We start from the raw sequence: 18,951 nt of genomic DNA on the forward strand, positions 1-18,951 counted from the left end.
CATCCGTCTAGAGCCTGTCAAGAATCAGGCCAGCTTGAGCAGACAGGTTCCGCAAGCCCTCGATATATTCAGTTTCCCCACCTCGGTGGGTTTGTTTGCAGCATCCACCAACGCCTGAACGTCAGGGCTCGCACCGTAGCGGCGGACGACACCGACGAACTCCTCAACATCGTGACCACGCATCTCCAGCTTCGGCGCTCCCTCCTTGGTGAAGGCAGGCTGTCCGTACTTATCCATGGCGTGTGCGATGTGGTACAGCTCATGCTCAACCAGAGCGCAGAAGTCGATGTCGCTGCACTGAGCGCAGTAGTCCGCAGCTAGGGTGATAATGAAGGCCGGCACATCGCCGAACCAATCACGCATCTGTTGCTCCATCCGCGCCTTCTGCCAGCCACCAGCACGGAACGCTACCTGTTCGGCCTGGCCCAGGACCGTCCTACCCTGCTTCTCGAAGCTCGACGACGCCCACATGACCTGGATGTCTGCATCCAGTAGATGGGCATGGTCTTCGTTGTGAATGCTGCCGGTATCGGCAAGGATCTCGGCTTGTAGCCACCCCCATACCTCGGGAGCGCGCGTCAGGCGGATGCCGAAGTCGGATAGCTCAGACAGATCCAGCAGTGACGCCGGTGGCATTGGCCTATCCATTGGTTCTCCTCAGTCGCCGGCGTCCAACAGCACATCAATCAGCTTCTGCTCACCCAGGCGCATGGCACCCAGGCATTGCAGGTCGTCGCACTTAGGGCCGAGGCCGAACACGGTCACCTCTCCCTTCGCGCCGATCAGCGTCAAGGCGCCTACCGTGCACTCCGGATGCTCACCAGCATCGAGGTCATCGGCAATCTTGCGCAGGGTCTTGGCGGCATCGCGCCAGTCTTCCCGCTTGAACTCAAGAACCTTGACAGTCATTGCATCACCATCTGGTGCGTTTGTGCGTGGGCGTGGCCGTGGAGCAATCCAACGATCAGGCCCTGGGGCAGCCCGGCAGTCTTGGCGGCGTCCACTGCATCAGCAATGGCCTTGTCGAGGGCGCCTACCGCGGCGTTGATGTCTTGGCTCATCGGCAGTGCGTGGCGCAGGCGTGTGACATTGCTCATCTGCAAAACCTCGCGCCACGATTTGGCGCATTCGAAAACGTGGCGCGGATTAAGGTGCAAGCCGCAGTTGTTGGTCGAACAGCTCCCGGATCTCACCAAGGCGTCGCATCACAATGGGCTCACCCTTCAGATGGATCAGGTGAGCCAGTTGATGGACGATCCCCTCATCGGAAAGCACCTGGCTTGATGGCAGCTCCTTGAACCAGCACACGAACACCGCGAAGTGCAGAGCCCCTGGCAGTTTCTTCAGGTAGCGCTTGTCAGTCATCTGGACGTATCGGGCGTGCTCTTCGCGTAGGTCTTGGTAGCTGGCTGAGTAGGTATGGTCGCCGAGGACGTAATCCATTCGGTCCGCCCTCAATAGATTGGCGCCGGCAGTACCGGGCGCGTTTGATTTAATCGGCTTTGCGCTTTAGCTCATCAGCACACGTCATGCAGTGTTCGCAGTTCAGCGTCTTGCACAGCCAGGCCTTTACCGTCTGCCAGTAGGTGACCATGAAGATGTGGCGGGCACCGGCCAGGGCAAGTGAGACATGCAGCGTCAGGCCGGCAGTGGTCGGGCCGAAGAAGATGTTCTGGCTGCGCACCGACACGACGAAACCCGTGATGGCGATCGTGGTGTAGATCAGCTTCCCGAGGATGCCGTCCCTTACCTTCCCGCTCAGTACGCACCAGGTCGCCCATGCCGCGATCAGGCCGCAGGCGATGGAGTTGATCAGTTCAAGATTCATGGTGGATTGCCTCCCCCGAACCGCTGGCGGATAAGCGCCCAGAGGTCAGCGGCTTTGATGGCTCGGTTGATTGCTGCCAGGAGCGAACCGCCGAACGTGCCCAGGAGAAAACCAATCCCGGCGACGATCTTAGGCTCAGTGACATTCAGGTAGGCGCTGACCATGCTCGTCAGGTACAGAGAGCATGCAACCCCGGTGATCAAGAACACCATCCAGGCTCGCCAGTCGGACAAATCGTCCTTGTGCCACCAGCTCGCAACAACGGCCCCAATCAGGCCCGCAATCAACAATTCGAACCTGTCGATCTTGTCGAGCAGGCGCTGTAGATACTCCATGCGCTCGACTCCGTGGGGCATGTTTGGGAATTGAATCGGCTCACACAGCACTCCCAGCTCGGAGCAATGGGTGTGGTGGAGCCGAAAATGAAAAGGCCCCGATCATGTCGAGGCCCTGAATAGAAATGAATAGGGCCGCGAAAGCAGCCCCTCCTGTTAGGTGAGCAGATCGTAAGTGATGTAGGTATCGAGGTAAGAGCTAGTTTTAGCCCAAAGACCATAGCCTGGCGGTAGAAAGATCGGATATTGCAATTGCATAACGTTCGAGGCCGACAGGTAAGCCAAGAATGGCTTGGTTGCATCACCGACACCAGAAGCCGCTGCAGTGCCCGTCGTGATAACAGAGCCGCCCGGGCCCGAGAAAAGGCCCGTCCGAATGATCACGCCAGCCACGTTATCGGCTGGTTTGATGATTTGGGCAGACATGTAAACGCTGCCGGAGAAGTGTTTCGCACCAATAGTTACTGGTTCCATCGTTGTCACCTTTAAGTCGAATGATTTGTCGCGGAGGATTCCGCTTTCATGTCGCTCAAGGGCGATTGCTCGAGGCTCGTGGCCTTCACATGATTCAACGTCCCGCATCGGGAGCATTTGATCTGGAGCTCTGTAAACCCACCCGTACGGGCGAGAAGTCTTTTGCAGTTACCGCATCTGAATTCTTTCAACATCTGCAAATTCCTTTTGCTGGATCGCCCTTTCCGTGGGCAATAAAAAACCCGACTCGATGGCCGGGTTTTCTTGAATTTCCATTACAAGTTGCCTAAGGCAAAATACTAACTGTGGGGAAATAATGCCCTCAGCCGTGCGGGAAGTCAAGCGGCCTCTTTCATCTTGTAAATTATCCCGCCAATTGGGCTCAGTGCTTTGGCGTCGATGTCGTAGCAGGCATCGAAGCAGAGTTGCACGAAGGGCTCCCAATCCCTCCCCCAAGCTGCTGAGGAGAGCTTGATGCCGTACTCCCCTTCCACCCATGTACGAAAGATCTCTGGTTTGATGAGCGGGTCAGGATTGGAAGACTGCCCCCCCTGGTGCATATATCGATACCGGCGAAACACGCCCTTTGCGACGTACGCGGCACGTTCACGCTTACTGGAAGTCATGCGCTCTACCCGAGAGCACGCTAGGTGGAAAACCGCATCTTCCGCCTCCTCCCGATCATCATCGGTTGGCTCTGCCGCGTACATGGCGTTGCCGAAGGCCCGCAACTGGTAATGGAGACGCGCTATCGCCGACTGGATATGGCCAGCCAAAGCACCGTGCACCGCATGATTTGCCGTAGGCCCCCGCTCGCTGCTCTGCACCACCACCCCAAGTTCCGCGGCATCTGAGGACTGACCAGGCGCGGGGTTGTAGTTGCAGTCATGCCACGCCTGGCGCGCTGAGTTGATCTTCATGCTGCCTGCCCCTTTTTCAGTTCTCTGGTCTTTGCCCGGTATTCGGCGGTCATCGCCTTCAGCTCTTCCACGGTGTATTTCTTGGCCTCATGAGGGCCTTCAAGCCATGCCACCTTTTCCTCGCCAATTCTCTGTAGGAGCGAGATTCGGTAATTGATGAGGTTTCCCGAGAGGTGGTTATTGCACGGGGCGCACTGCTTCCAGGCGTTGAGCGGTTCAAACCTCAGCTCTGGGTTCGCTCCTACAGTGCGGTAATGGCCTGCGTGATACTGACCTTCATGGTGTCGGCCGCAGCTGATGCATGGCAGTGCCGCATCACGGGCACGCACCCATGCGTTGAATGCGTGCTGGGTATCTTTGAGGTGGTCCGCCCTACTCTTCAGCTTTTCCTTGCGTACCTTGATCTCGCGGCGCTCGACCTGAGCCAGTGCCTTACGTTTCCTCTGCTGCCTATCGCGGGCAATAGCTACAGCGCAGTCAGGAGAGCACCAGGTTTGAAAGCTCTCGCGCGGGATAAAAGATGCCTTACAAGAAGAGACACTGCACTTCTTCGGGCGACGCGGTTTTGGTTGCTTGGCGATCATGCAGCCTCCTTGCTGAGCAGATCAGTGAAAACCACACCTTGGCCTGTGAAATAGGTGGCGATGCGGTCGGTGTAATTGATGCCCTGGGTGCGATTAAACAGGCTGGTAACCGGGAAGCCATCAGGGCCGAACAAATGACACTCCCCCATCATGGCCAGCTTCGTTTCATATGGAAGGTGACGCATGACTCGGTACCAATCGGCTTGGAATCCAGCGTCCTCGTTCAGTAGGATCTGCACACCGAAGTGCAGCTTGCAGTAACGGCGGGTGTCGGCCGCATCGCCGATCTGGGTCATCTCTGCGATGCGCTTGTACATCGCAAACCACAAGGCGTTCTGATCCAGGGTGCGATCCTTGCCAGGTCGCAGGGAAACCACCACGAACTTCTTGTCGCGATACATGGCAGTCAGGCTGGTGATGGCCTCGGAGAGCTTGGCCTGGCAGTTGACGCTGATCTTGTCGGTCATTGCGCCGCCCTCTTCGCTTCCAGCTCTCGGACCTGCTTGATCAGCAGCGCTCGACGATCAGCCAATCCATTCGCTGCATCAATCCGCATTTCGGTTTTCCGCTCGGTACTGGCCTTACGCATCTCCAGCATGGAGTTCTTCACCAGTTCGAGCTTCTGGCGAAGCGCGGGCGCTGGCCGCGTAACGGTGCCGGTTAGCAAACCCGCGATGGCCCGACCATCCTCGCTGATCGGCTCGACGCTCAGGTCCTCTAGGTACTTATGGGCGTGTTCGCGCGGGATTCGCTTCAACTCCATCGCCTTGGTCACAGCCTGGATACGGCGATTGGCATCGAAACCCACGGACACGTGCCAGTTGACCGGTTTCGCATCCTCGCGAGCCTTGCTCACGAACCGCTGGTAAGCGTCGATGAACGCCATGCGCGCGCCGATTTTGTCGCCGCCATCCAAGATCGGTTTCGCAGCGGCCAGGGCCAGTTGGATCTCGTCGGTCAACACCACCGTTTCGAATTCGTCGTTGGTGGTCATGGCGATAGCCCAAGCCTCGTCCTTGCCGGGACGGCCGTCGGAGGACTGGACGCGCTGCAGGATGTCTGCCATTGCCAGCTTGCCCTTCACCTCGAAGCGGCATGCCTTCAGCGCGGCTTTGACGACGGGTACCGGGTAGGCGCAGAGGTCTTCGGCCATCATCGCGGCAGTGCCTGGGTTCATTTCCTGGCCCATGGCCTCGGCTGTGGCGCAGATGGCGGCGGCCAGTCCGGCGACCTGCTGGTCGTTCATTTCAGAGGTATTCATTGCGGTCACCTGTTTGGCGTTTGGCCAGAACCATCTGGGCGGCTTGCTCCGCTGCGGAGTGGTTTGCCTCAGTCCGTTCCATCTGGCGGGCGGTTGTGCCGTTAACGCGCTGTCCGGTTACCCACTGGGTGTGGTAGCTCTCGGCGTTGGCCAGTAGCTCGTTGAGGCTGTGGCACTTGCGAAGAACAACTGCATCGCTGGTTTTCAGGAAGTGGGCTGCGACGTGGTGGGCGACATCGGCGCCGAGGCGGTCAACCAGTTGGCCGAGCTGGCCACCGACCTTGGCGTTCCAAACCGGCCAGGCGCTGTAGCGTTTGCGGTAAGCCATGGCGTAGTTCGCCCAGACCTTGAAAGTTTTGCAGGCCTGGTCCTTGGGGCCCGGCATATCGGCGGGAATCTCGACCCGGGGAGTATCGGTGCGGTCAACCACCACCACCAAGCCGCGGGACTGAGCCGGTTTGCCGGCGGCGTCCTGCAAGTCCTGACTGGTGTCCTGATTGGTACCCTGATGATTGGTATCCTGATTTGTCGGAGATTTATCCGACCCTTGCCCGGATTTTTTTCCGACCTTGCTCGGAGAATTATCCGAGGCAGATCGGATTTTTTTCCGACCCTTGTTGTTTGGTGGGGTCGGATATTTTTCCGACCCGTCCAGCTTCTGATTCCACTCGACGGCCTTCTCTGTGAGGCGGAAAAGCGTGATGTTCGAAGTACTGGAAAGCTCAATCAAGCCGGCCTCTTCCAAGGCCTTCAGCATGCGGTAAGCGGTGTCCGGCTTATCAGTGAGCAGCGGCAGTTCCTCGATGATCTTGGCCTTGCTCAGCGCGAAGAAGATCCCGTCATCAGTTTTGATTGGCTTGGTCCAGCTCGGGCAGCCGTAGACGAAGGCGAACAGCAGGGCCTGCTGAGAATTCAGCCCCCACTCCAGCGCCTTCACCTGGTTAATCGTGACGGTGTATTGCATGTCAGGCCTTCCCGACCTTAGCGGCCAATTCAAGGAAGCGATCCACGTACCAGTGAGGCTGCGTCTCGCGGGGGCATTGAGGGCTGGTGAGGTTCTTGCCGTAGGCCATGCCCTTCTCGGTCACGGACCAGAAGTCCACCATCTCCTGCTTGGAGTTTTTGCGCTGGAGAACCTTGAGGAAACCGTGAGCCTCCAATGCTAGGTTGAAGGCGCGAGCCGTGCTTGCGATGGAGTGATCTTTGATGAGGGCGGTGATTGCCTTAGTGGGCATCGAAGAGCCACCAGCAGCGTCAGGGGCGGCGTCAACGGCGTAGCCTGGAAGGAACTTGGCGTCCAGGCCGTTGTTGGCGGCGATCTTGGCCAGCATCAGCATCTTGCTGGAGTTGGCAGGCTTCAACAGGCGGTCGAAGCATTCCAAAATGGCAAGCTCGCCGACGATCTTGGAGTTGTTCGGGCTCTGGGCAGAAAAGGTGCCGGTCTTGCGGATACTCGGCAGCACCTGCCCGACCACCCACTCTTCGAACTTCTCGGCGGCCGGCAGTTTGGACTTCATCACCAGCCGGTACAGGTCCCCCTCAGGAATGATGGTCATGAAACCACCACCCTGTTTCGGGGTAGTGGTCGCTGCCTTGCAGTGACGGGCCACCGCGTTCTCCGGTTTGGAGTAACCGAGGGCGTCAGCGACGTCGCGCGCAACAAACCACGGATCGCCGAGCCTGTCGGTGATGACCCGGATTGCGGCGCCGTCGAAGTCGAACGGAATCACTGCTGAATTGTGCGCCACGTTTTCAGATTGCGAGAAACGTGGCGCGAGATTGGTAGAGCTATTGATATGTGGCGGGGTTTGCATATAATCGGCCTCACAAAGTGTTATCGAATTAGCCGACCTCGACCGTCGGCTTTTTTGTGCCTGGGCTTCAGATCCGCTTAATTCATAGTGCGAACCCGATGGGCACCGATTTCCGCGCATGCGCGGGAAATCAGGAAACAGATTTCAAATTTCGCTGGACCGAAACGAGCAACTGCTCGGCACGGCGCCCCAACTCCCCCGCCTTCGCTTCAACCTGGCGGCACTGTTTGGCGAACGCCGGTAAGTGCGGCAGATCCAGTTCGCACATCACCTGGTCGTCGAAGACTTCGCTGCCGGTGTCGATCACATCGCCCAGGGCGCGGATCAGCGCGCCGAAGCTCTTGTTGGCGCATTGGTCGCTGGTCATCTGGCGGGCGCCGGTCAGGCCGTGGCGGCTCGCCAACTCGTTAAGGCAGTGATCGCGGTATTCAGGCTCAAGAGCGTTAACCCACGACTCTTCCAGCCATGACGGTATTTCCTGGTCTCCGGACAACCAGCGCTGAACACGCTTGAGCCAGCGGCCGGTCGCCTTAACGAACTCGGCAACATCGTTCTGTGTGGTCAGTGCGGCGAAGTCCGGCACCTCTTTGGCGACGGCCTTCTCCGGGCACGACAGGTGAAGCTCGCGGCTCAGCGCCTGAGCGAAGTCGTCCTGGCTCAAGCTGGTGCGTGCGATCTGGTTTGCAGCGTGGGCGACCAGCACCTGATCACGGGTTTGTACGGTGTGTCTGGAACTGGACGTATGCATGGCGACTACTCTCTTCTAATCTGGCTTCAATGGAACGGGGGACAGGGATGTCATGCGGCGGATCGGGATCCCTTTTGGGGCATGCACAGCTCACGGGCTGTGATCTTTCCGCCGGTCAACTCTTCAGCCCTGAAAGCTTTTTCTGCGCGCATTGGGTGAATTCCCGCGACCCAGTACGAAACTGCCGCCTGGGATACGTCGAGCGCTAAAGCGGTTTTGGTTTGCCCGCCGAAGAAGTCGACGAGCCTTTCGATAGGGGTCATATGAGCGCCCTCCTAATAAGCCTGCTTATATCCTATGTAGAAGCAGGCTTATTTGCAAGCCAATAAGGGAACTTATAAATTCATGTGCATGAGCACACTTGCAGAACGTCTAAAAGAAGCGCGGAAACACGCGAAGCTGACCCAGGCAAAACTGGCGACGGTTTCCGGTGTTGAGCAGCCCCTGATCTCCCAGTTGGAGACAGGCAAGAACCTTCAAAGCGCACACCTTCCAAAATTCGCCCACATATGTGGCGTGAGTGCTATTTGGCTGTCGGACGATATTGGCCCCATGGTCATTGACTCAAAAAAGGAAGAGTCGAACGTATCGCTGGCTGCCCAGAATCCTCAGAGCTTCCGCTATCCAGTGATCAGTTGGGTGTCTGCCGGATCCTGGGCCGAGGCGGTTGAGCCCTACCCGACCGGAATCTCGGACACGTATGAGTTTTCGGAGTACGACGCCAAAGGCCCCGCTTTCTGGTTGACAGTCAAAGGCGACTCGATGACGGCGCCCGCCGGCCAGAGCATTACCGAGGGCACTCTGATCCTTGTGGACACAGAGGCTGAGGTTGCACCAGGTAAGCTCGTGGTGGCCAAGCTACCGGATAGCAATGAAGCGACGTTCAAGAAGCTGGTCAGCGATGGCGGCCGGCTGTTCCTGAAGCCACTGAACCCGAGCTACCCCATCGAGGCGGTCGACGAGAACTGCCGGATCGTGGGTGTGGTGGTACAGGCGCTGCAGAAGTTTTACTGATGCTTTTCAGGAGGGCCTATGTCCCTAACGAAGCCAAACCAGCAACTGCGCCGCGACCTCAAGGCGATCGCCTCAAACCTTGAGGTGTCCTGTATCGACCTGGGTAAGCTCGCAGAAAAGCTCAGTGATGACGACGCTATAGCCCTGATGGGGTTGGTGGGTACGCTTTATGAGGAAGCTGACAGGTTGGTGGGGTATGCGGAGGAAGTGAAGGCTGGCCAGATAAGTCGGAGCAAGCCCGAGTAGTCGCGTCGTTTGGCGCGGTAGGATGGCGTAGAAAATTAATCCAGACAGGGAGACGATAGTGAGCAGCACGAAAGAAGGGAGCATACTCAAGCATCGTCGGTCTGGCTCATTCGTTGATGAGTTTGCAGACAAGTTCACCGCGATGGCTATGAGCTGGAATGGTGAAACGAGACTGCACGTAACGTTTGGTCGTGATTCACTTGAGATACCTGGGGAGCGGATTGTTCCGGACCCAAACAATACTGAAAAAGCCACTCTTGAGCCACAGACTCCGCTTCCCTATCGTAATGATATTGCAGCTCTGACCATCCCCATTGAAGTTGCTGAAGAGTTGGCCGTCACTCTCCTGAAAATGATCTCTCAGGAAAACAAGCGGAAGGCGGCGCGATCAGGTGAGTAAGGGATTCGGCTTTAACTTTGACCACTTAAACGTCACGGCAGAAGATTGGTCCGTTATTAAGGCGTATGAAGGTAGAGAGCCACATCCCCCTCAAGCATCAAAAGTAATTGACCTCAGCGAAGGCGTGATTGGCAGCAAGGCTTCTATCGAAACTCGATCAGCGTCAGGTCGCCAGGTAAAGATGAGAGAGGCAAGGCGAGCGCTGGATTCAATGCTTGCCGATGTTGATAGCATGATTAAAAGCCGTCCGGATGACATCGCTCCAAAACCGAGCGATACTGAAGCTATGAGTGACATCAATCGTGAAGAACTGGACGCCAAATTATCCGCTGTTGAAGCGCGGATGGATCGTCGTATCGCCGATTTCCAAAGCGACATGCGCCAGGCTGTTAGTGACTTCCGACTGGAAATACAGCCTATCAAGGGTATGAAGGCGAATATCTGGTCCGCAACCGCTGTCATGGTTGGCACCATCGTCGCTGTAGTAGGGCTTTCTTTCACGGCATTTGATTCTGGAAGAGAAACCTCGGAACTGGTGCAAGAGGCAAAACAGCAAGCGACCGAAACCAGGAAGCTTCTTGAGCAAATACAAGCTCAGCAGAAAAGCATGGTTACTCCTCCAGCGTCGGCACCACCATCTGCTAGATAACGAACAGCCCGGCCCGGCGCCGGGCTTCTTGTATCTGGGCTTTCACGATCTTTTCACAGTCGAGCGCCTATGGTTATCCCAGCTCCTAGCGATCATCCCTTAAAGCCCGCTACTCCCCATCGCGGGCTTTTCTTTGTCTGCAATTTGCCTTTCCTTATTGCGCTCCGATTAAAGCTAGATCGCCTCAACCTTTCTACATTGAGATATCTCGGGCAATGCTTGATCGGCAGAGACTTGATTCAGTTGCCATTTGAGCTCAACCGCAACCGCATTGAATCGCTTTGCCTCCACTCTCTTGCCGCTGGATGTGAGGCTGACGTAAGAGGCACTCGAGCTTTGCACCTCAACCATAGTGGTGGTGGTGCCGCTCTCAAGATTGGAGTTCCCCAGAATTCCCGCTTTCCATTTCTGAGTGATCGTGTGCTCACCTGGTGCTACAGGCACGGCTACGTAGCCACCGTTCTCTAGAGATGCTACCTGCTTTCCATCCAAGGAAATCAAGGCGGACATTAGGCCCATATCGTAGTTACTGGGCCTGTAGACATAGATAACACCACGCTGAGAATCTACGTTTTCAAGTGGCGTGAATTTTGGTCCTGTCATCGTGCAGGAGCTGAGGAGCCCAAATAAGACGAATACTGAGATCTTCCGTGCTTGAGTCATAACTGCTCCATCCTAATTAAGCGACTAATGATCAACACTGATGGGCTATCAATCAAATCCTTTGTTGGGTCACAGCAGTATTTGCTTCGCTTGCTTCCTTGCTGCTCCTCATTCGCAGAATCTGCACAGGCGACAGGCAGGGGACAACCTATGCATTTGTGCATGAAACTTCATACCGCCCTCTTGCCAACACATGACAGCATCAATACTGTGTATACATACAGTATTCGCAAGGAGCGAAGCATGAACCAGGCACCCTACCCAACACCCAAACCGAGAAATTCCTACGAGCTTGTGGGTCGCCGCCTTCAAGGATTGATCGCCTCTCCCCGTGTCCAGCGGGTTCAGTTGGTCGAGGTTTCCAGGCGCGACGACGAAAGCCCTGAAGCCTGGCACCGGGTCATCCAGGATATTGGCGACACAGCCGGCATAAGGATCGAGCATCTAGATGACGGCGCCGTCAGGATCGGCTGGCGCGAGTACTGCGACTCATAAAAGAGCCCGCCGTTGAGCGGGCTTTTTATCGCCCGCATGAAAATATATAAGCATCCTTATTGACGCATAAGATAAGCATGCTTATATTTAATCCATCGCAGCGACACACAGCCACTGCGAAGGGCCTCCGCCCGCCGCTCTTTGGTTACACCCCTCGCCGGATCACTACCGGCCCAGATTCAAAGGCAGCGATGAACCGGCCTAAACGGTTCAGAGGGTTGGCAACTGACCCGGGCGTGCAGCGTAAAGCGCCAAGAACAGTTATCCAGCGGGAGAACAAGCCGAAAGGCCCGCGGCTGGAGTGACATTTGATTCAAGCCGGAGACCGACGCCAGGTGTTATGCGGGTCACGGCGGAAAGCATCACTGAGCAGCCTTCTTGCGAGGGCTGCTTGGGATGACAACCGAGCCCTGGAGGGAAATGCAATGTTCAACTTCACCAGCACTCAAGAAAACGGAAAGACCATCGCCCGTCTGGGTGAATACAGCGCTCACTTCACCAGCAGCGCACGCAACACTCGGATCACAGCGGTAGTGATCGCTGATGAAGAAAGCGGAGAGTGCCGCGCTACTGGTTCGCTGTTCTACCACTACGACGCCATTGCCCAAGGCCATAGCCATTGCGACATAGGCACCCGGCAGTACGACAACAACGTTTTGGCGTGACGGACCTTTTCGCTGATGCACATCCAGAGCGGTGGGCATTTGGAAAACAACCGAACACCGGAGTAAGACGAAATGAAACAGGATCTGGCAAAAGGTTTCCTCACCTACACCAACGACGAGAACAGAACTACCGAAAATCACTACGCTGTCTTGCCTTGCGGAAAGGTCCTGGTCTCCTCGGGACACGGCCTGAACTGCCGCGACTTCGGTCCAAAGAACCCGGATGACTGGGGCCACTCTTCCTCATTGCCGGATCACGCCGAGTTCATCGGACATTACAAAGTCTGACCCCGCCCACCTCAAGCCCCTTAACTGGGGCTTTAAACACCTCGCCTCTACCCGTCAGCACTCGTCCCCCACGCCCATCGGCAACCAGCGGGAAGCATGAGTGTTGACGAATACAGGTGAACAACCCGCCACTTTGGAGGCGACCATGAATGCAGCATTGAAGATATGCCAGGAGCGTTACGACGCTCAGTTGCCTCCAGAGGTCAGCGAGGCCAATCCGGAACAGGAGTGGCTGGAACACTCAGCGGAACAGCTAGTGTGCGGCGTCGATATCAAGTGGAAGCGCCGCCACGGCCAGCCGCAAGCGGTTACGTTTGACCGGTTCTGCACTTACCTGCAAGGCCACCTGAACCAACGCCAGATCGACGGCCTGGACGAGCGCGACTCACTTGCTCGGCTGTTCCTGTCGTCGATCCTCGGCGGCCAGGCGGACTCGCGCGGCCACGCCGCCGACTTGATCGGCCAGCCCCGCCCCATCGAAGCCGCCGAGAAGATCGCCATGGACCTGCTCAGGCCCTACGCCGCCGAAGCTGTAGCAGCGGAGCGGGAAGCGGCCGAAGACGACGTGGATGCGGACCTGTGAGCCCGCACGTCGCGATAACCACCGCTCTGCTCGAGCTTGAGCATCCGGACACAACAGACCTTGCCGAGTCACTGACTGAGGGCCTGATTGTCCGCCACTTCACTACCGGCGCCATCAACGCCGAAGAGTTCCACCACTACAGCGCCTGGCTACTGAAGATCAGCCGGCTGCGTAAGGAGGCAGCATGACCACCGCACCGGTTAAATCGCTGATCGACGAGCAGCTCGACGACATCGAGCGCCGCATCGCCATCCTGGGTTTCGGCCTTCCCTTCAACGAGCTCATCGGCCGCAAGCGTGAGGACCTGGTGCGGGATCTGCCCCAGCGCCTGGCACCGACCATGAAAGGTGGCCGGATTGCGGTGAGGGTCCGACGTTGAAAACCCGCCAGCGCACCCGACGCATGCTCATCTGGCGCGGCGCCTTCCCTGTCCTCGCCCTCTTTACGTTCCTGATGCTGCTCAGCGGCCTCGCTGATCGAATCACCCAATAACCATACACCTCACAGCGCCCCGCAAGGATGGCGCGGGAGTATCGCCATGCTCGCAGCAATTGCAGATCGCATCCGCTCCAAGTCCTACGAACTTCCCCTGTCCCGCGATTACGTCCGCCACTGGGGTCTGAAAGAGGCCATCCGGGAGCTGGTCCAGAACGCGCTGGATAGCGAGTCGCCTTTCGAATACGCCTTCGCCGACGGCCAACTGTTCATCACCAGCCGCTTTGCAAAGCTGAAAGCCAGCACTCTGGTGTTGGGTAGTACGTCAAAGGCCGACCGCGCCGACGCCATCGGTAGCTTTGGCGAAGGCTACAAAATCGCTTTGCTGGTGCTTACCCGGAACGGCTACGACGTGAAGGTTTGGAACGGCAACAAACAGTGGGTTCCGGAGTTCCGGCATAGCGACCAGTTCGACGCGGAAGTGTTGTGCATCAATGAGACGCCGGCGCATCGGCAGAATCAGGGTGTTGAGTTCGTTGTCTCCGGCCTCACCGAGGAAGACGAAACGGAAATCCGCAGCATGTGCCTTCGCATGCAACCGCCAATGAGCGACGTCATTGGCACTAAGTACGGCCACATTCTGCCCTCCCGGCCGGGGAAGCTCTACGTCGGAACGCTCTTCGTCTGCGACACAGACCTGACCTACGGCTACGACATCCTCCCCGAGCACCTGCAGCTTGAGCGCGATCGCCAAACGGTCAGCGGCTGGGACCTGAAGCAAGTATCCAAAAACGCCTGGATCGACACCGGGCGCCTGGATGAAGTGGCAGAGAAGATCGAGGCGGGCATCCCGGACGTTGAATACGTCGAGTACGGCAGTACCGAGCTTGTACGGGAGGCCTGCTACAGGTTGTTCCAGCAGAAGCACCCCGGTGCCATTGCCGTTCAATCCCAGGAAGAGCTGAACAGCCTGGTCAAACAGGGAATGACCAATACCGTGGTTGTGCGCGGCGCGTATTACTCGCAAGTCGCCAACTCGACCTCATACAAGCAGCAGGTCTCGCACGTCGTTGCCATCCAGACGCCCAAGGCGGCCTTGGAAGAATGGTACCGCGACAACAAAAAATACATGAACAGGCTGCCAGCCGCTTCCTTCAAGGAACTGGCCAAGCGTGCTGACGGCTGGAGGAATAAGTGATGTCCGAACAAAACATGCATATCTGGAACAAGGTCGATAAGACCGACACCAGGTTCACCAAGAAAGCCAAGGTCAACGGCCAGGACATCACTAGCTTGAGTGGTACTGCGATGGCCATGAAGGCCACCGAGTTGTTTGGCCCGGTCGGCATCGGTTGGGGCTGGAGGATTGTGGAAGAGCGCTTCGATGAGGGTCATGAAATCTTCATCGGAGAAGGCGACAAGCGCGCATGCATAGGTCGCGAGATTGGTCACACAGTCAAAATCGCCCTCTGGTTCATGCAGGACGGCCAGCGCGGCGAGATCGAGCAATACGGCTGCACTCGGTACCAGTACAAAACTACCTACGGCATGACCACTGACGGCGAAGCGCCAAAAAAATCGCTTACCGACGCCATCAAGAAATCGCTTTCGATGCTCGGGTTCAGCGCCGACGTGTTCCTCGGGCTGTTCGATGACGAAGCGTACGTCACTCAACTCAAAGAAGAGGAAGCGATCGCAAACGCCGACGACAAGGACGCAGAAATCCTTCGGCAGAAGCAGGAGCGCGTGGACTGGCTCGCCTCAGCAGTTGAGACCATCGGCAAGGCCGTTACTACGTACGAACTGAAGACCTTGAACGTGAAATACATCCGCGAAGCCACTCGCCGCAATGAGCCCGCGTTCATTGCCCGTATCACTCGCGCATTCGAAGAGCGCAAAGCAAGCCTTGAGAAAGGCGCAGAGGCAGCAGCATGACCCAGCTCTACGCACTCACCGGCAAACTCGCCGAACTTCAGGCCATGGCCGACACTGATGATGAAGGCCTGAAAGAGGCTTTGCAGCACGCCATGGACGAGGTTCAAGGCGATTTCAACATCAAGGCTGACAACATCGTCATGTTGCGCCGCAATATCGAAAGTGACGTGACAGCCATCGAAAGCGAAATCGAGCGCCTGGCCGAACTCAAGCGGATCAAATCCAACAGCGTGTCGCAGATCAGCGACTACCTGCGCCGGAACATGGAAGCCGCCAACATCAAGTCGATCAAGCGTCCGCTCTTCACCATCACTCTAGCGATGGGAAGTGAACGGGTGATCGTCGACAACGAAGACGCGGTGCCGGACGAGTTGACCACTGTGAAATCGAGCATTGCCCCGGACAAAAAAGCAATTGCCGCCAAACTTAAGGAAATCCGCGATCACAACGAGGCGGTGCGCAAGCGTATGGCCGCCGGCGAAGATGCCGAACACGAGCTGCTCGAAGAGCCGAAATGGGCGCACCTGGAACGCGGCGACAGTTCAATCAGAATTAAGTGAGGCAGCCATGATCAGCAATCACCTCAGCCTGGTCGAACAGCAACGCCAGCACGTCGACTCAATATCGGAGCGCACCGCGCAGTTCCTGGCCGCTGGCGGAACGATCTACCTAGGCGAAAGCCCGGCGATCAACCCGCCACCGGCGAAGCGCTCCAACAAGATCGATCCTGAGACCATTCTCAAGCGCCGCAAGCCGCCCATCACCCGGGCCGAGCGTAAGACGCTGCGCAAACTTGCGGAGGCGTTATGAGCAAGCGCAAGCCGCATAACCTGCAGGCACGAATCGCCAGGTCGTGCCGCTCGCTACTGGCATCCAATCACGTTGCGGTGGTGAACATCGACCCAAGCGGCCGCCAGGGCATGATCAATTACAAGTCGCTCAAGAACATCGCACCTGGGACGATTGGCCAGGCCGTCTGCGGTATCCCCCACCGCTGGACGATCTACCTCAGCGCCCTTTGCATTGACGCCCGCGGCGACCGCTATAGCAAGTCAGTGGAGGTGGCGCCCGATGGCGTCTACCTCTCCGACCACCTGGAAGATGTGATCGAGCATTGCTACAAGAAGCTGCGCGATGAGGCAAATCAAAGCCAGATGGTGGCTTCAGGTTGGATTGCCATTCCAGAAGTGATGTCGCTGGACGAGGCGCACGCCGCACGGATCTTCGAAGCGTTCGGCGCTTGGCACCAGGTGAAGGTCGATTCATGCGCCGCGTAGCCCGCGCCCAGCAACGCAAACGTCAAACCTGGCTAGCACTGCCGGCCAGCGGAATAGAAGAGGTAGGCCATGGCTGCCGAACAGAAGGAACGCACGGCCAAGCTTGCCGAGAAGCGGCAGGAGCTGGGCGAGCAGGAATTGCGGCACACGGTCCCGTACGGCACCCGGCAGATGCTCGACGAGCTGATGCTCTGGCATGAGATTGAAGAGGTAAGCGAAGCGGTCCAGTTGCTGGTGCTGAATGGCCAGGCCGAGGATCTGCCGCCGGCACCGCCGAAGGTCAAAGGGCCACCCGACATAATCCGCCACTACTTCCGCCAAGGAATGCGTAACCAGTTGGCGGCGCTCACCGCCGAGTTGGGCGAGACGAAGGGCCGGATTGCCATCTGGCGACTGATCGCGCATGCTCACTCGCTGGGCACTGTTAAGTCCGCCGATTACTTCGTAATTCCGCGCCACGATTTTTGTGTATCCCAAATCGTGGCGCGCAAATTACAGCAAGCAGGTTTCGCCGATTCGCTTCAAATGAACGCCAAAGAAGACAACTCATGATTGTCTCGCCCCATATGCGTACATGGGGGATCAGTCAGTTCATCCTCGCCCATTCGTTAACTTTTATATCTTGAGCGTATTAAGCTTACAATATCAAGCATATCCATCTCCTCATAATCGGCATATGCAAGCTTATTAAAAAGATCACAAAAACCCTTATTATCCCCAACAACTGATCGTTCTATTGTTTTCAGCATAGAGTACTTCTCTACATAAAATTTCAGGCCATCTCCTTGCTTAGCTAAGCAATTTAGAAAAAGACAGGAAACCTCACTACTACTTAATTGCGCCCTTAATATGTTCGCATAGTTTCTCTGCGATCTATATGATCGCAATGCACGCCTTACTTCCATGCCAACTGGCGGCTTGTTTGGAGCGCCAAACGAAGCACTGCCAAAACCATCAACATATTTCAATATTTGGTAAATATTCCTATAGTAATGACCTACCGACCCGACGTGGTCGTCTAAAAATAATTGCGATTTTTCTCTTACCTCTTTTAGCTGATCATCCAGAGGTATGTATTGGTTTGGCTCCAAATACGATGCTCCGAGATACTTTAACTCAAGGTGCCTAAAAGCATCTTCACCTTCATACACTTTAGCGTTGCTTCCAGCACCCACCCTGATTCTCATACTTTTTGAAAGAGATGAGTGCACTTCAAGCAGCCTGAAAAAAACTGATTCGAAGTTTTGCTGCTTGAAAATAGCACTTTGCTTGATCTGTATATCCTGAGCATCTCTAGCATCTTTACGAGCGAGAGCAAGCTCCTCTCTCTGAAGAGAAAGATTATAAAGCACAGCAATAAGGGCGCAGAAGCTCAATAGCGGATTCAAAATACCGCCAATAAAATCGCCAAGCTGACCCCAATATTGCGCGGTCTCCGGGTGCTTAATTGATATCCACCAAATATCTAACCCGAACTGAAAATGTACGATTACTAACGCGCCCACCATTACAGAAATAATTAAGGCTAGTAACCCAAGAAGGTAGATGTAATTTCTACGCATCCAATCCCATCGGTCCGGCTTCCTTACCCGCGTCGAAAATCCCATCGTGCTTACCATTTGGATAAAGCGCTGACTATACCGGCCAGGAGCCACCATGCCCATTACTTTGGGCATGCGTGCCGCGTGGTTCGCCGAGATTGAGCCGTTCCCCTCGGCGGTCCTGGCCCATCACTACCCCGACTTTCCGAACAACGAGGACATGACCATTCTGACGGACTTAGTACGCACAGACGCGGACAAAGGCGTTACAGCAAGCGTGGCAGCAAAGAACCTCGGCATGCACATCAAGCGCGTGACACTGATCGCCCAGGAGAACGGCTTCAAGTTCTCCGACACCCCATGAGACGCATCAACAACCAGGTGCGACAACGCCGGCGCCAATCGCAATTCAGCCTACCACCCAGCGGCCTCTTGGCCACCACGGAGAAACAGCCATGTCCACAGCAACAGATACAGCCGAGTTTCTTGAAGAACTCAACGGCGGCGCCTTCGCCAGCCAAATCGGTCACGCCATCTCCGAAGTAGCTGCGGGGGTCGTTGACCATGGCAAGGCCGGGAAGCTGGTGATCACTCTGGATTTCAGCCAGATCGGCGAATCGCACCAGGTGAAGATCAAGCACAAGCTTGATTACAAGGTGCCGACCAAGCGCGGTACCCGCAGCGAAAACACCAGCCTCGACACGCCCATGCACGTTGGCACCGGCGGCCGCGTGACTCTCTTCGCAGAGAAGCACGACCAGCTTTTCAGCCGTGACGACGCGCCGATCCCTAAGCG

Annotated in this window: 36 protein-coding genes; 18 read left to right on the plus strand and 18 right to left on the minus strand. The window is 56.6% G+C overall.

Translation table 11 applies throughout. From position 1 onward, the window contains the following. Positions 1-24 precede the first annotated feature (24 nt). The 16 genes from JFT58_RS21155 to JFT58_RS21230 all read right to left on the minus strand — a co-directional run bounded on the left by JFT58_RS21155 (position 25) and on the right by JFT58_RS21230 (position 8,227). Complete coding sequence (locus JFT58_RS21155; RefSeq protein ID WP_198834539.1) at positions 25-648, minus strand: putative metallopeptidase; 624 nt, start codon at positions 646-648, stop codon at positions 25-27. A 9-nt stretch (positions 649-657) separates the two neighbouring features. Next, positions 658-909 carry a hypothetical protein gene (locus JFT58_RS21160; RefSeq protein WP_153649815.1) on the minus strand — a complete coding sequence of 84 codons (252 nt, stop codon included), beginning with the start codon at positions 907-909 and terminating at the stop codon, positions 658-660. After that, positions 906-1,097 (minus strand): hypothetical protein, encoded by a 192-nt coding sequence (locus JFT58_RS21165; protein ID WP_198834540.1) that lies wholly within the window; start codon positions 1,095-1,097, stop codon positions 906-908. The genes JFT58_RS21160 and JFT58_RS21165 overlap by 4 nt, the downstream gene beginning before the upstream one ends. A 49-nt stretch (positions 1,098-1,146) precedes the next feature. Beyond that, positions 1,147-1,443 carry a hypothetical protein gene (locus JFT58_RS21170; protein WP_198834541.1) on the minus strand — a complete coding sequence of 99 codons (297 nt, stop codon included), beginning with the start codon at positions 1,441-1,443 and terminating at the stop codon, positions 1,147-1,149. Between the two features lie 49 nt (positions 1,444-1,492). Further along, entirely contained in the window at positions 1,493-1,828 is a 336-nt protein-coding gene (locus JFT58_RS21175) for a hypothetical protein (protein ID WP_198834542.1), read from the minus strand. Then, complete coding sequence (locus tag JFT58_RS21180) at positions 1,825-2,163, minus strand: hypothetical protein (protein WP_010211438.1); 339 nt, start codon at positions 2,161-2,163, stop codon at positions 1,825-1,827. The genes JFT58_RS21175 and JFT58_RS21180 overlap by 4 nt, the downstream gene beginning before the upstream one ends. Before the next feature lie 156 nt (positions 2,164-2,319). After that, positions 2,320-2,637: a hypothetical protein gene (locus tag JFT58_RS21185; protein WP_198834543.1), complete on the minus strand. Its 318-nt coding sequence runs from the start codon at positions 2,635-2,637 to the stop codon at positions 2,320-2,322. Between the two features lie 11 nt (positions 2,638-2,648). After that, complete coding sequence (locus tag JFT58_RS21190; RefSeq protein ID WP_087715896.1) at positions 2,649-2,831, minus strand: zinc finger domain-containing protein; 183 nt, start codon at positions 2,829-2,831, stop codon at positions 2,649-2,651. Positions 2,832-2,975: 144 nt separating this feature from the next. Beyond that, complete coding sequence (locus tag JFT58_RS21195; RefSeq protein ID WP_198834544.1) at positions 2,976-3,557, minus strand: hypothetical protein; 582 nt, start codon at positions 3,555-3,557, stop codon at positions 2,976-2,978. Beyond that, entirely contained in the window at positions 3,554-4,141 is a 588-nt protein-coding gene (locus tag JFT58_RS21200) for a recombination protein NinG (RefSeq protein WP_198834545.1), read from the minus strand. Before JFT58_RS21200 ends, JFT58_RS21195 begins: the two co-directional genes overlap by 4 nt. Beyond that, the gene (locus JFT58_RS21205) at positions 4,138-4,608 is read right to left on the minus strand and encodes a hypothetical protein (RefSeq protein WP_198834546.1); all 471 of its coding nucleotides are present in this window, start codon (positions 4,606-4,608) and stop codon (positions 4,138-4,140) included. Before JFT58_RS21205 ends, JFT58_RS21200 begins: the two co-directional genes overlap by 4 nt. Further along, positions 4,605-5,402 carry a hypothetical protein gene (locus tag JFT58_RS21210; RefSeq protein WP_198834547.1) on the minus strand — a complete coding sequence of 266 codons (798 nt, stop codon included), beginning with the start codon at positions 5,400-5,402 and terminating at the stop codon, positions 4,605-4,607. Before JFT58_RS21210 ends, JFT58_RS21205 begins: the two co-directional genes overlap by 4 nt. Beyond that, positions 5,389-6,366: a phage replication protein gene (locus JFT58_RS21215; protein ID WP_198834548.1), complete on the minus strand. Its 978-nt coding sequence runs from the start codon at positions 6,364-6,366 to the stop codon at positions 5,389-5,391. Before JFT58_RS21215 ends, JFT58_RS21210 begins: the two co-directional genes overlap by 14 nt. A gap of 1 nt (position 6,367) precedes the next feature. Next, positions 6,368-7,216, minus strand: coding sequence for a BRO-N domain-containing protein (locus tag JFT58_RS21220; RefSeq protein WP_198834549.1), 849 nt, complete (start codon positions 7,214-7,216; stop codon positions 6,368-6,370). Between the two features lie 130 nt (positions 7,217-7,346). Further along, positions 7,347-7,964, minus strand: a complete 618-nt coding sequence (locus tag JFT58_RS21225; protein ID WP_198834550.1) for a hypothetical protein — start codon at positions 7,962-7,964, stop codon at positions 7,347-7,349. A 50-nt stretch (positions 7,965-8,014) separates the two neighbouring features. Next, positions 8,015-8,227: a transcriptional regulator gene (locus JFT58_RS21230; RefSeq protein ID WP_019816752.1), complete on the minus strand. Its 213-nt coding sequence runs from the start codon at positions 8,225-8,227 to the stop codon at positions 8,015-8,017. 82 nt (positions 8,228-8,309) lie between these two features. Between JFT58_RS21230 and JFT58_RS21235 the strand changes: the two genes are divergently transcribed. The 4 genes from JFT58_RS21235 to JFT58_RS21250 are packed head-to-tail and all read left to right on the plus strand — an operon-like array spanning position 8,310 to position 10,273. Continuing rightward, positions 8,310-8,978, plus strand: a complete 669-nt coding sequence (locus JFT58_RS21235; protein ID WP_019816751.1) for a LexA family protein — start codon at positions 8,310-8,312, stop codon at positions 8,976-8,978. Between the two features lie 18 nt (positions 8,979-8,996). Beyond that, positions 8,997-9,224: a hypothetical protein gene (locus JFT58_RS21240; RefSeq protein ID WP_198834551.1), complete on the plus strand. Its 228-nt coding sequence runs from the start codon at positions 8,997-8,999 to the stop codon at positions 9,222-9,224. 58 nt (positions 9,225-9,282) lie between these two features. Beyond that, a complete protein-coding gene (locus tag JFT58_RS21245; RefSeq protein WP_198834552.1) occupies positions 9,283-9,624 on the plus strand; it encodes a hypothetical protein in 342 nt (113 codons plus the stop codon). Then, positions 9,617-10,273 (plus strand): hypothetical protein, encoded by a 657-nt coding sequence (locus JFT58_RS21250; protein ID WP_198834553.1) that lies wholly within the window; start codon positions 9,617-9,619, stop codon positions 10,271-10,273. The genes JFT58_RS21245 and JFT58_RS21250 overlap by 8 nt, the downstream gene beginning before the upstream one ends. 174 nt (positions 10,274-10,447) lie before the next feature. On the opposite strand, the gene JFT58_RS21255 is transcribed toward JFT58_RS21250, so the two are convergent. After that, positions 10,448-10,936, minus strand: a complete 489-nt coding sequence (locus JFT58_RS21255) for a DUF2846 domain-containing protein (protein ID WP_198834554.1) — start codon at positions 10,934-10,936, stop codon at positions 10,448-10,450. A gap of 243 nt (positions 10,937-11,179) precedes the next feature. Here JFT58_RS21255 and JFT58_RS21260 point away from each other — a divergent pair, with 243 nt between their 5' ends. The 12 genes from JFT58_RS21260 (at position 11,180) to JFT58_RS21315 (ending at position 17,166) form a co-directional block, all read left to right on the plus strand. Beyond that, positions 11,180-11,431: a DUF1654 domain-containing protein gene (locus JFT58_RS21260; RefSeq protein ID WP_019816745.1), complete on the plus strand. Its 252-nt coding sequence runs from the start codon at positions 11,180-11,182 to the stop codon at positions 11,429-11,431. 425 nt (positions 11,432-11,856) lie between these two features. Further along, positions 11,857-12,096: a hypothetical protein gene (locus JFT58_RS21265; RefSeq protein WP_198834555.1), complete on the plus strand. Its 240-nt coding sequence runs from the start codon at positions 11,857-11,859 to the stop codon at positions 12,094-12,096. A 72-nt stretch (positions 12,097-12,168) separates the two neighbouring features. Then, the gene (locus JFT58_RS21270; RefSeq protein WP_198834556.1) at positions 12,169-12,384 is read left to right on the plus strand and encodes a hypothetical protein; all 216 of its coding nucleotides are present in this window, start codon (positions 12,169-12,171) and stop codon (positions 12,382-12,384) included. 145 nt (positions 12,385-12,529) lie between these two features. Further along, complete coding sequence (locus tag JFT58_RS21275; RefSeq protein WP_166405626.1) at positions 12,530-12,967, plus strand: hypothetical protein; 438 nt, start codon at positions 12,530-12,532, stop codon at positions 12,965-12,967. Continuing rightward, positions 12,964-13,155: a hypothetical protein gene (locus tag JFT58_RS21280; protein ID WP_076954166.1), complete on the plus strand. Its 192-nt coding sequence runs from the start codon at positions 12,964-12,966 to the stop codon at positions 13,153-13,155. The genes JFT58_RS21275 and JFT58_RS21280 overlap by 4 nt, the downstream gene beginning before the upstream one ends. After that, complete coding sequence (locus JFT58_RS21285; RefSeq protein ID WP_166405628.1) at positions 13,152-13,346, plus strand: hypothetical protein; 195 nt, start codon at positions 13,152-13,154, stop codon at positions 13,344-13,346. The genes JFT58_RS21280 and JFT58_RS21285 overlap by 4 nt, the downstream gene beginning before the upstream one ends. 159 nt (positions 13,347-13,505) lie before the next feature. Next, the gene (locus JFT58_RS21290) at positions 13,506-14,600 is read left to right on the plus strand and encodes a hypothetical protein (RefSeq protein WP_198834557.1); all 1,095 of its coding nucleotides are present in this window, start codon (positions 13,506-13,508) and stop codon (positions 14,598-14,600) included. Further along, positions 14,600-15,337 carry a hypothetical protein gene (locus tag JFT58_RS21295; protein WP_166405630.1) on the plus strand — a complete coding sequence of 246 codons (738 nt, stop codon included), beginning with the start codon at positions 14,600-14,602 and terminating at the stop codon, positions 15,335-15,337. The genes JFT58_RS21290 and JFT58_RS21295 overlap by 1 nt, the downstream gene beginning before the upstream one ends. Further along, positions 15,334-15,897: a siphovirus Gp157 family protein gene (locus tag JFT58_RS21300; RefSeq protein ID WP_076954162.1), complete on the plus strand. Its 564-nt coding sequence runs from the start codon at positions 15,334-15,336 to the stop codon at positions 15,895-15,897. Before JFT58_RS21295 ends, JFT58_RS21300 begins: the two co-directional genes overlap by 4 nt. 7 nt (positions 15,898-15,904) lie before the next feature. Next, positions 15,905-16,147 (plus strand): hypothetical protein, encoded by a 243-nt coding sequence (locus JFT58_RS21305; protein WP_198834558.1) that lies wholly within the window; start codon positions 15,905-15,907, stop codon positions 16,145-16,147. Beyond that, positions 16,144-16,614 carry a hypothetical protein gene (locus JFT58_RS21310; RefSeq protein WP_198834559.1) on the plus strand — a complete coding sequence of 157 codons (471 nt, stop codon included), beginning with the start codon at positions 16,144-16,146 and terminating at the stop codon, positions 16,612-16,614. The genes JFT58_RS21305 and JFT58_RS21310 overlap by 4 nt, the downstream gene beginning before the upstream one ends. Positions 16,615-16,683: 69 nt before the next feature. Further along, positions 16,684-17,166: a hypothetical protein gene (locus JFT58_RS21315; RefSeq protein WP_198834560.1), complete on the plus strand. Its 483-nt coding sequence runs from the start codon at positions 16,684-16,686 to the stop codon at positions 17,164-17,166. Between the two features lie 56 nt (positions 17,167-17,222). Here the strand turns inward: JFT58_RS21315 and JFT58_RS30675 are convergent, their stop codons facing one another. Next, complete coding sequence (locus JFT58_RS30675) at positions 17,223-18,290, minus strand: putative phage abortive infection protein (RefSeq protein ID WP_198834561.1); 1,068 nt, start codon at positions 18,288-18,290, stop codon at positions 17,223-17,225. On the opposite strand from JFT58_RS30675, the gene JFT58_RS21325 reads away from it, so the two are divergent. Both JFT58_RS21325 and JFT58_RS21330 read left to right on the plus strand, forming a co-directional pair. Further along, the gene (locus JFT58_RS21325) at positions 18,271-18,519 is read left to right on the plus strand and encodes a hypothetical protein (RefSeq protein WP_198834564.1); all 249 of its coding nucleotides are present in this window, start codon (positions 18,271-18,273) and stop codon (positions 18,517-18,519) included. The two genes, JFT58_RS30675 and JFT58_RS21325, sit on opposite strands and share 20 nt — an antisense overlap. Before the next feature lie 91 nt (positions 18,520-18,610). Beyond that, on the plus strand, positions 18,611-18,951 hold a 341-nt coding region (locus JFT58_RS21330; protein ID WP_198834562.1), incomplete at its 3' end, for a hypothetical protein.

The sequence above is a fragment of the Pseudomonas sp. MF6767 genome (assembly GCF_016405475.1).
Lineage (GTDB): Bacteria > Pseudomonadota > Gammaproteobacteria > Pseudomonadales > Pseudomonadaceae > Aquipseudomonas > Aquipseudomonas paracarnis.

Coding starts and splice junctions, on each gene's coding strand:
- JFT58_RS21260 (WP_019816745.1), top strand. CDS start 11,180: ATGAACCAGGCACCCTACCCAACACCCAAACCGAGAAATTCCTACGAG.
- JFT58_RS21275 (WP_166405626.1), top strand. CDS start 12,530: ATGAATGCAGCATTGAAGATATGCCAGGAGCGTTACGACGCTCAGTTG.
- JFT58_RS21300 (WP_076954162.1), top strand. CDS start 15,334: ATGACCCAGCTCTACGCACTCACCGGCAAACTCGCCGAACTTCAGGCC.
- JFT58_RS21185 (WP_198834543.1), bottom strand. CDS start 2,637: ATGGAACCAGTAACTATTGGTGCGAAACACTTCTCCGGCAGCGTTTAC.
- JFT58_RS21210 (WP_198834547.1), bottom strand. CDS start 5,402: ATGAATACCTCTGAAATGAACGACCAGCAGGTCGCCGGACTGGCCGCC.
- JFT58_RS21180 (WP_010211438.1), bottom strand. CDS start 2,163: ATGGAGTATCTACAGCGCCTGCTCGACAAGATCGACAGGTTCGAATTG.
- JFT58_RS21235 (WP_019816751.1), top strand. CDS start 8,310: ATGTGCATGAGCACACTTGCAGAACGTCTAAAAGAAGCGCGGAAACAC.
- JFT58_RS21195 (WP_198834544.1), bottom strand. CDS start 3,557: ATGAAGATCAACTCAGCGCGCCAGGCGTGGCATGACTGCAACTACAAC.
- JFT58_RS21315 (WP_198834560.1), top strand. CDS start 16,684: ATGGCTGCCGAACAGAAGGAACGCACGGCCAAGCTTGCCGAGAAGCGG.
- JFT58_RS21265 (WP_198834555.1), top strand. CDS start 11,857: ATGTTCAACTTCACCAGCACTCAAGAAAACGGAAAGACCATCGCCCGT.
- JFT58_RS21200 (WP_198834545.1), bottom strand. CDS start 4,141: ATGATCGCCAAGCAACCAAAACCGCGTCGCCCGAAGAAGTGCAGTGTC.
- JFT58_RS30675 (WP_198834561.1), bottom strand. CDS start 18,290: ATGCCCAAAGTAATGGGCATGGTGGCTCCTGGCCGGTATAGTCAGCGC.
- JFT58_RS21190 (WP_087715896.1), bottom strand. CDS start 2,831: ATGTTGAAAGAATTCAGATGCGGTAACTGCAAAAGACTTCTCGCCCGT.
- JFT58_RS21270 (WP_198834556.1), top strand. CDS start 12,169: ATGAAACAGGATCTGGCAAAAGGTTTCCTCACCTACACCAACGACGAG.
- JFT58_RS21170 (WP_198834541.1), bottom strand. CDS start 1,443: ATGGATTACGTCCTCGGCGACCATACCTACTCAGCCAGCTACCAAGAC.
- JFT58_RS21215 (WP_198834548.1), bottom strand. CDS start 6,366: ATGCAATACACCGTCACGATTAACCAGGTGAAGGCGCTGGAGTGGGGG.
- JFT58_RS21225 (WP_198834550.1), bottom strand. CDS start 7,964: ATGCATACGTCCAGTTCCAGACACACCGTACAAACCCGTGATCAGGTG.
- JFT58_RS21175 (WP_198834542.1), bottom strand. CDS start 1,828: ATGAATCTTGAACTGATCAACTCCATCGCCTGCGGCCTGATCGCGGCA.
- JFT58_RS21240 (WP_198834551.1), top strand. CDS start 8,997: ATGTCCCTAACGAAGCCAAACCAGCAACTGCGCCGCGACCTCAAGGCG.
- JFT58_RS21310 (WP_198834559.1), top strand. CDS start 16,144: ATGAGCAAGCGCAAGCCGCATAACCTGCAGGCACGAATCGCCAGGTCG.
- JFT58_RS21325 (WP_198834564.1), top strand. CDS start 18,271: ATGCCCATTACTTTGGGCATGCGTGCCGCGTGGTTCGCCGAGATTGAG.
- JFT58_RS21230 (WP_019816752.1), bottom strand. CDS start 8,227: ATGACCCCTATCGAAAGGCTCGTCGACTTCTTCGGCGGGCAAACCAAA.
- JFT58_RS21305 (WP_198834558.1), top strand. CDS start 15,905: ATGATCAGCAATCACCTCAGCCTGGTCGAACAGCAACGCCAGCACGTC.
- JFT58_RS21290 (WP_198834557.1), top strand. CDS start 13,506: ATGCTCGCAGCAATTGCAGATCGCATCCGCTCCAAGTCCTACGAACTT.
- JFT58_RS21220 (WP_198834549.1), bottom strand. CDS start 7,216: ATGCAAACCCCGCCACATATCAATAGCTCTACCAATCTCGCGCCACGT.
- JFT58_RS21155 (WP_198834539.1), bottom strand. CDS start 648: ATGGATAGGCCAATGCCACCGGCGTCACTGCTGGATCTGTCTGAGCTA.
- JFT58_RS21160 (WP_153649815.1), bottom strand. CDS start 909: ATGACTGTCAAGGTTCTTGAGTTCAAGCGGGAAGACTGGCGCGATGCC.
- JFT58_RS21295 (WP_166405630.1), top strand. CDS start 14,600: ATGTCCGAACAAAACATGCATATCTGGAACAAGGTCGATAAGACCGAC.
- JFT58_RS21205 (WP_198834546.1), bottom strand. CDS start 4,608: ATGACCGACAAGATCAGCGTCAACTGCCAGGCCAAGCTCTCCGAGGCC.
- JFT58_RS21165 (WP_198834540.1), bottom strand. CDS start 1,097: ATGAGCAATGTCACACGCCTGCGCCACGCACTGCCGATGAGCCAAGAC.
- JFT58_RS21255 (WP_198834554.1), bottom strand. CDS start 10,936: ATGACTCAAGCACGGAAGATCTCAGTATTCGTCTTATTTGGGCTCCTC.
- JFT58_RS21285 (WP_166405628.1), top strand. CDS start 13,152: ATGACCACCGCACCGGTTAAATCGCTGATCGACGAGCAGCTCGACGAC.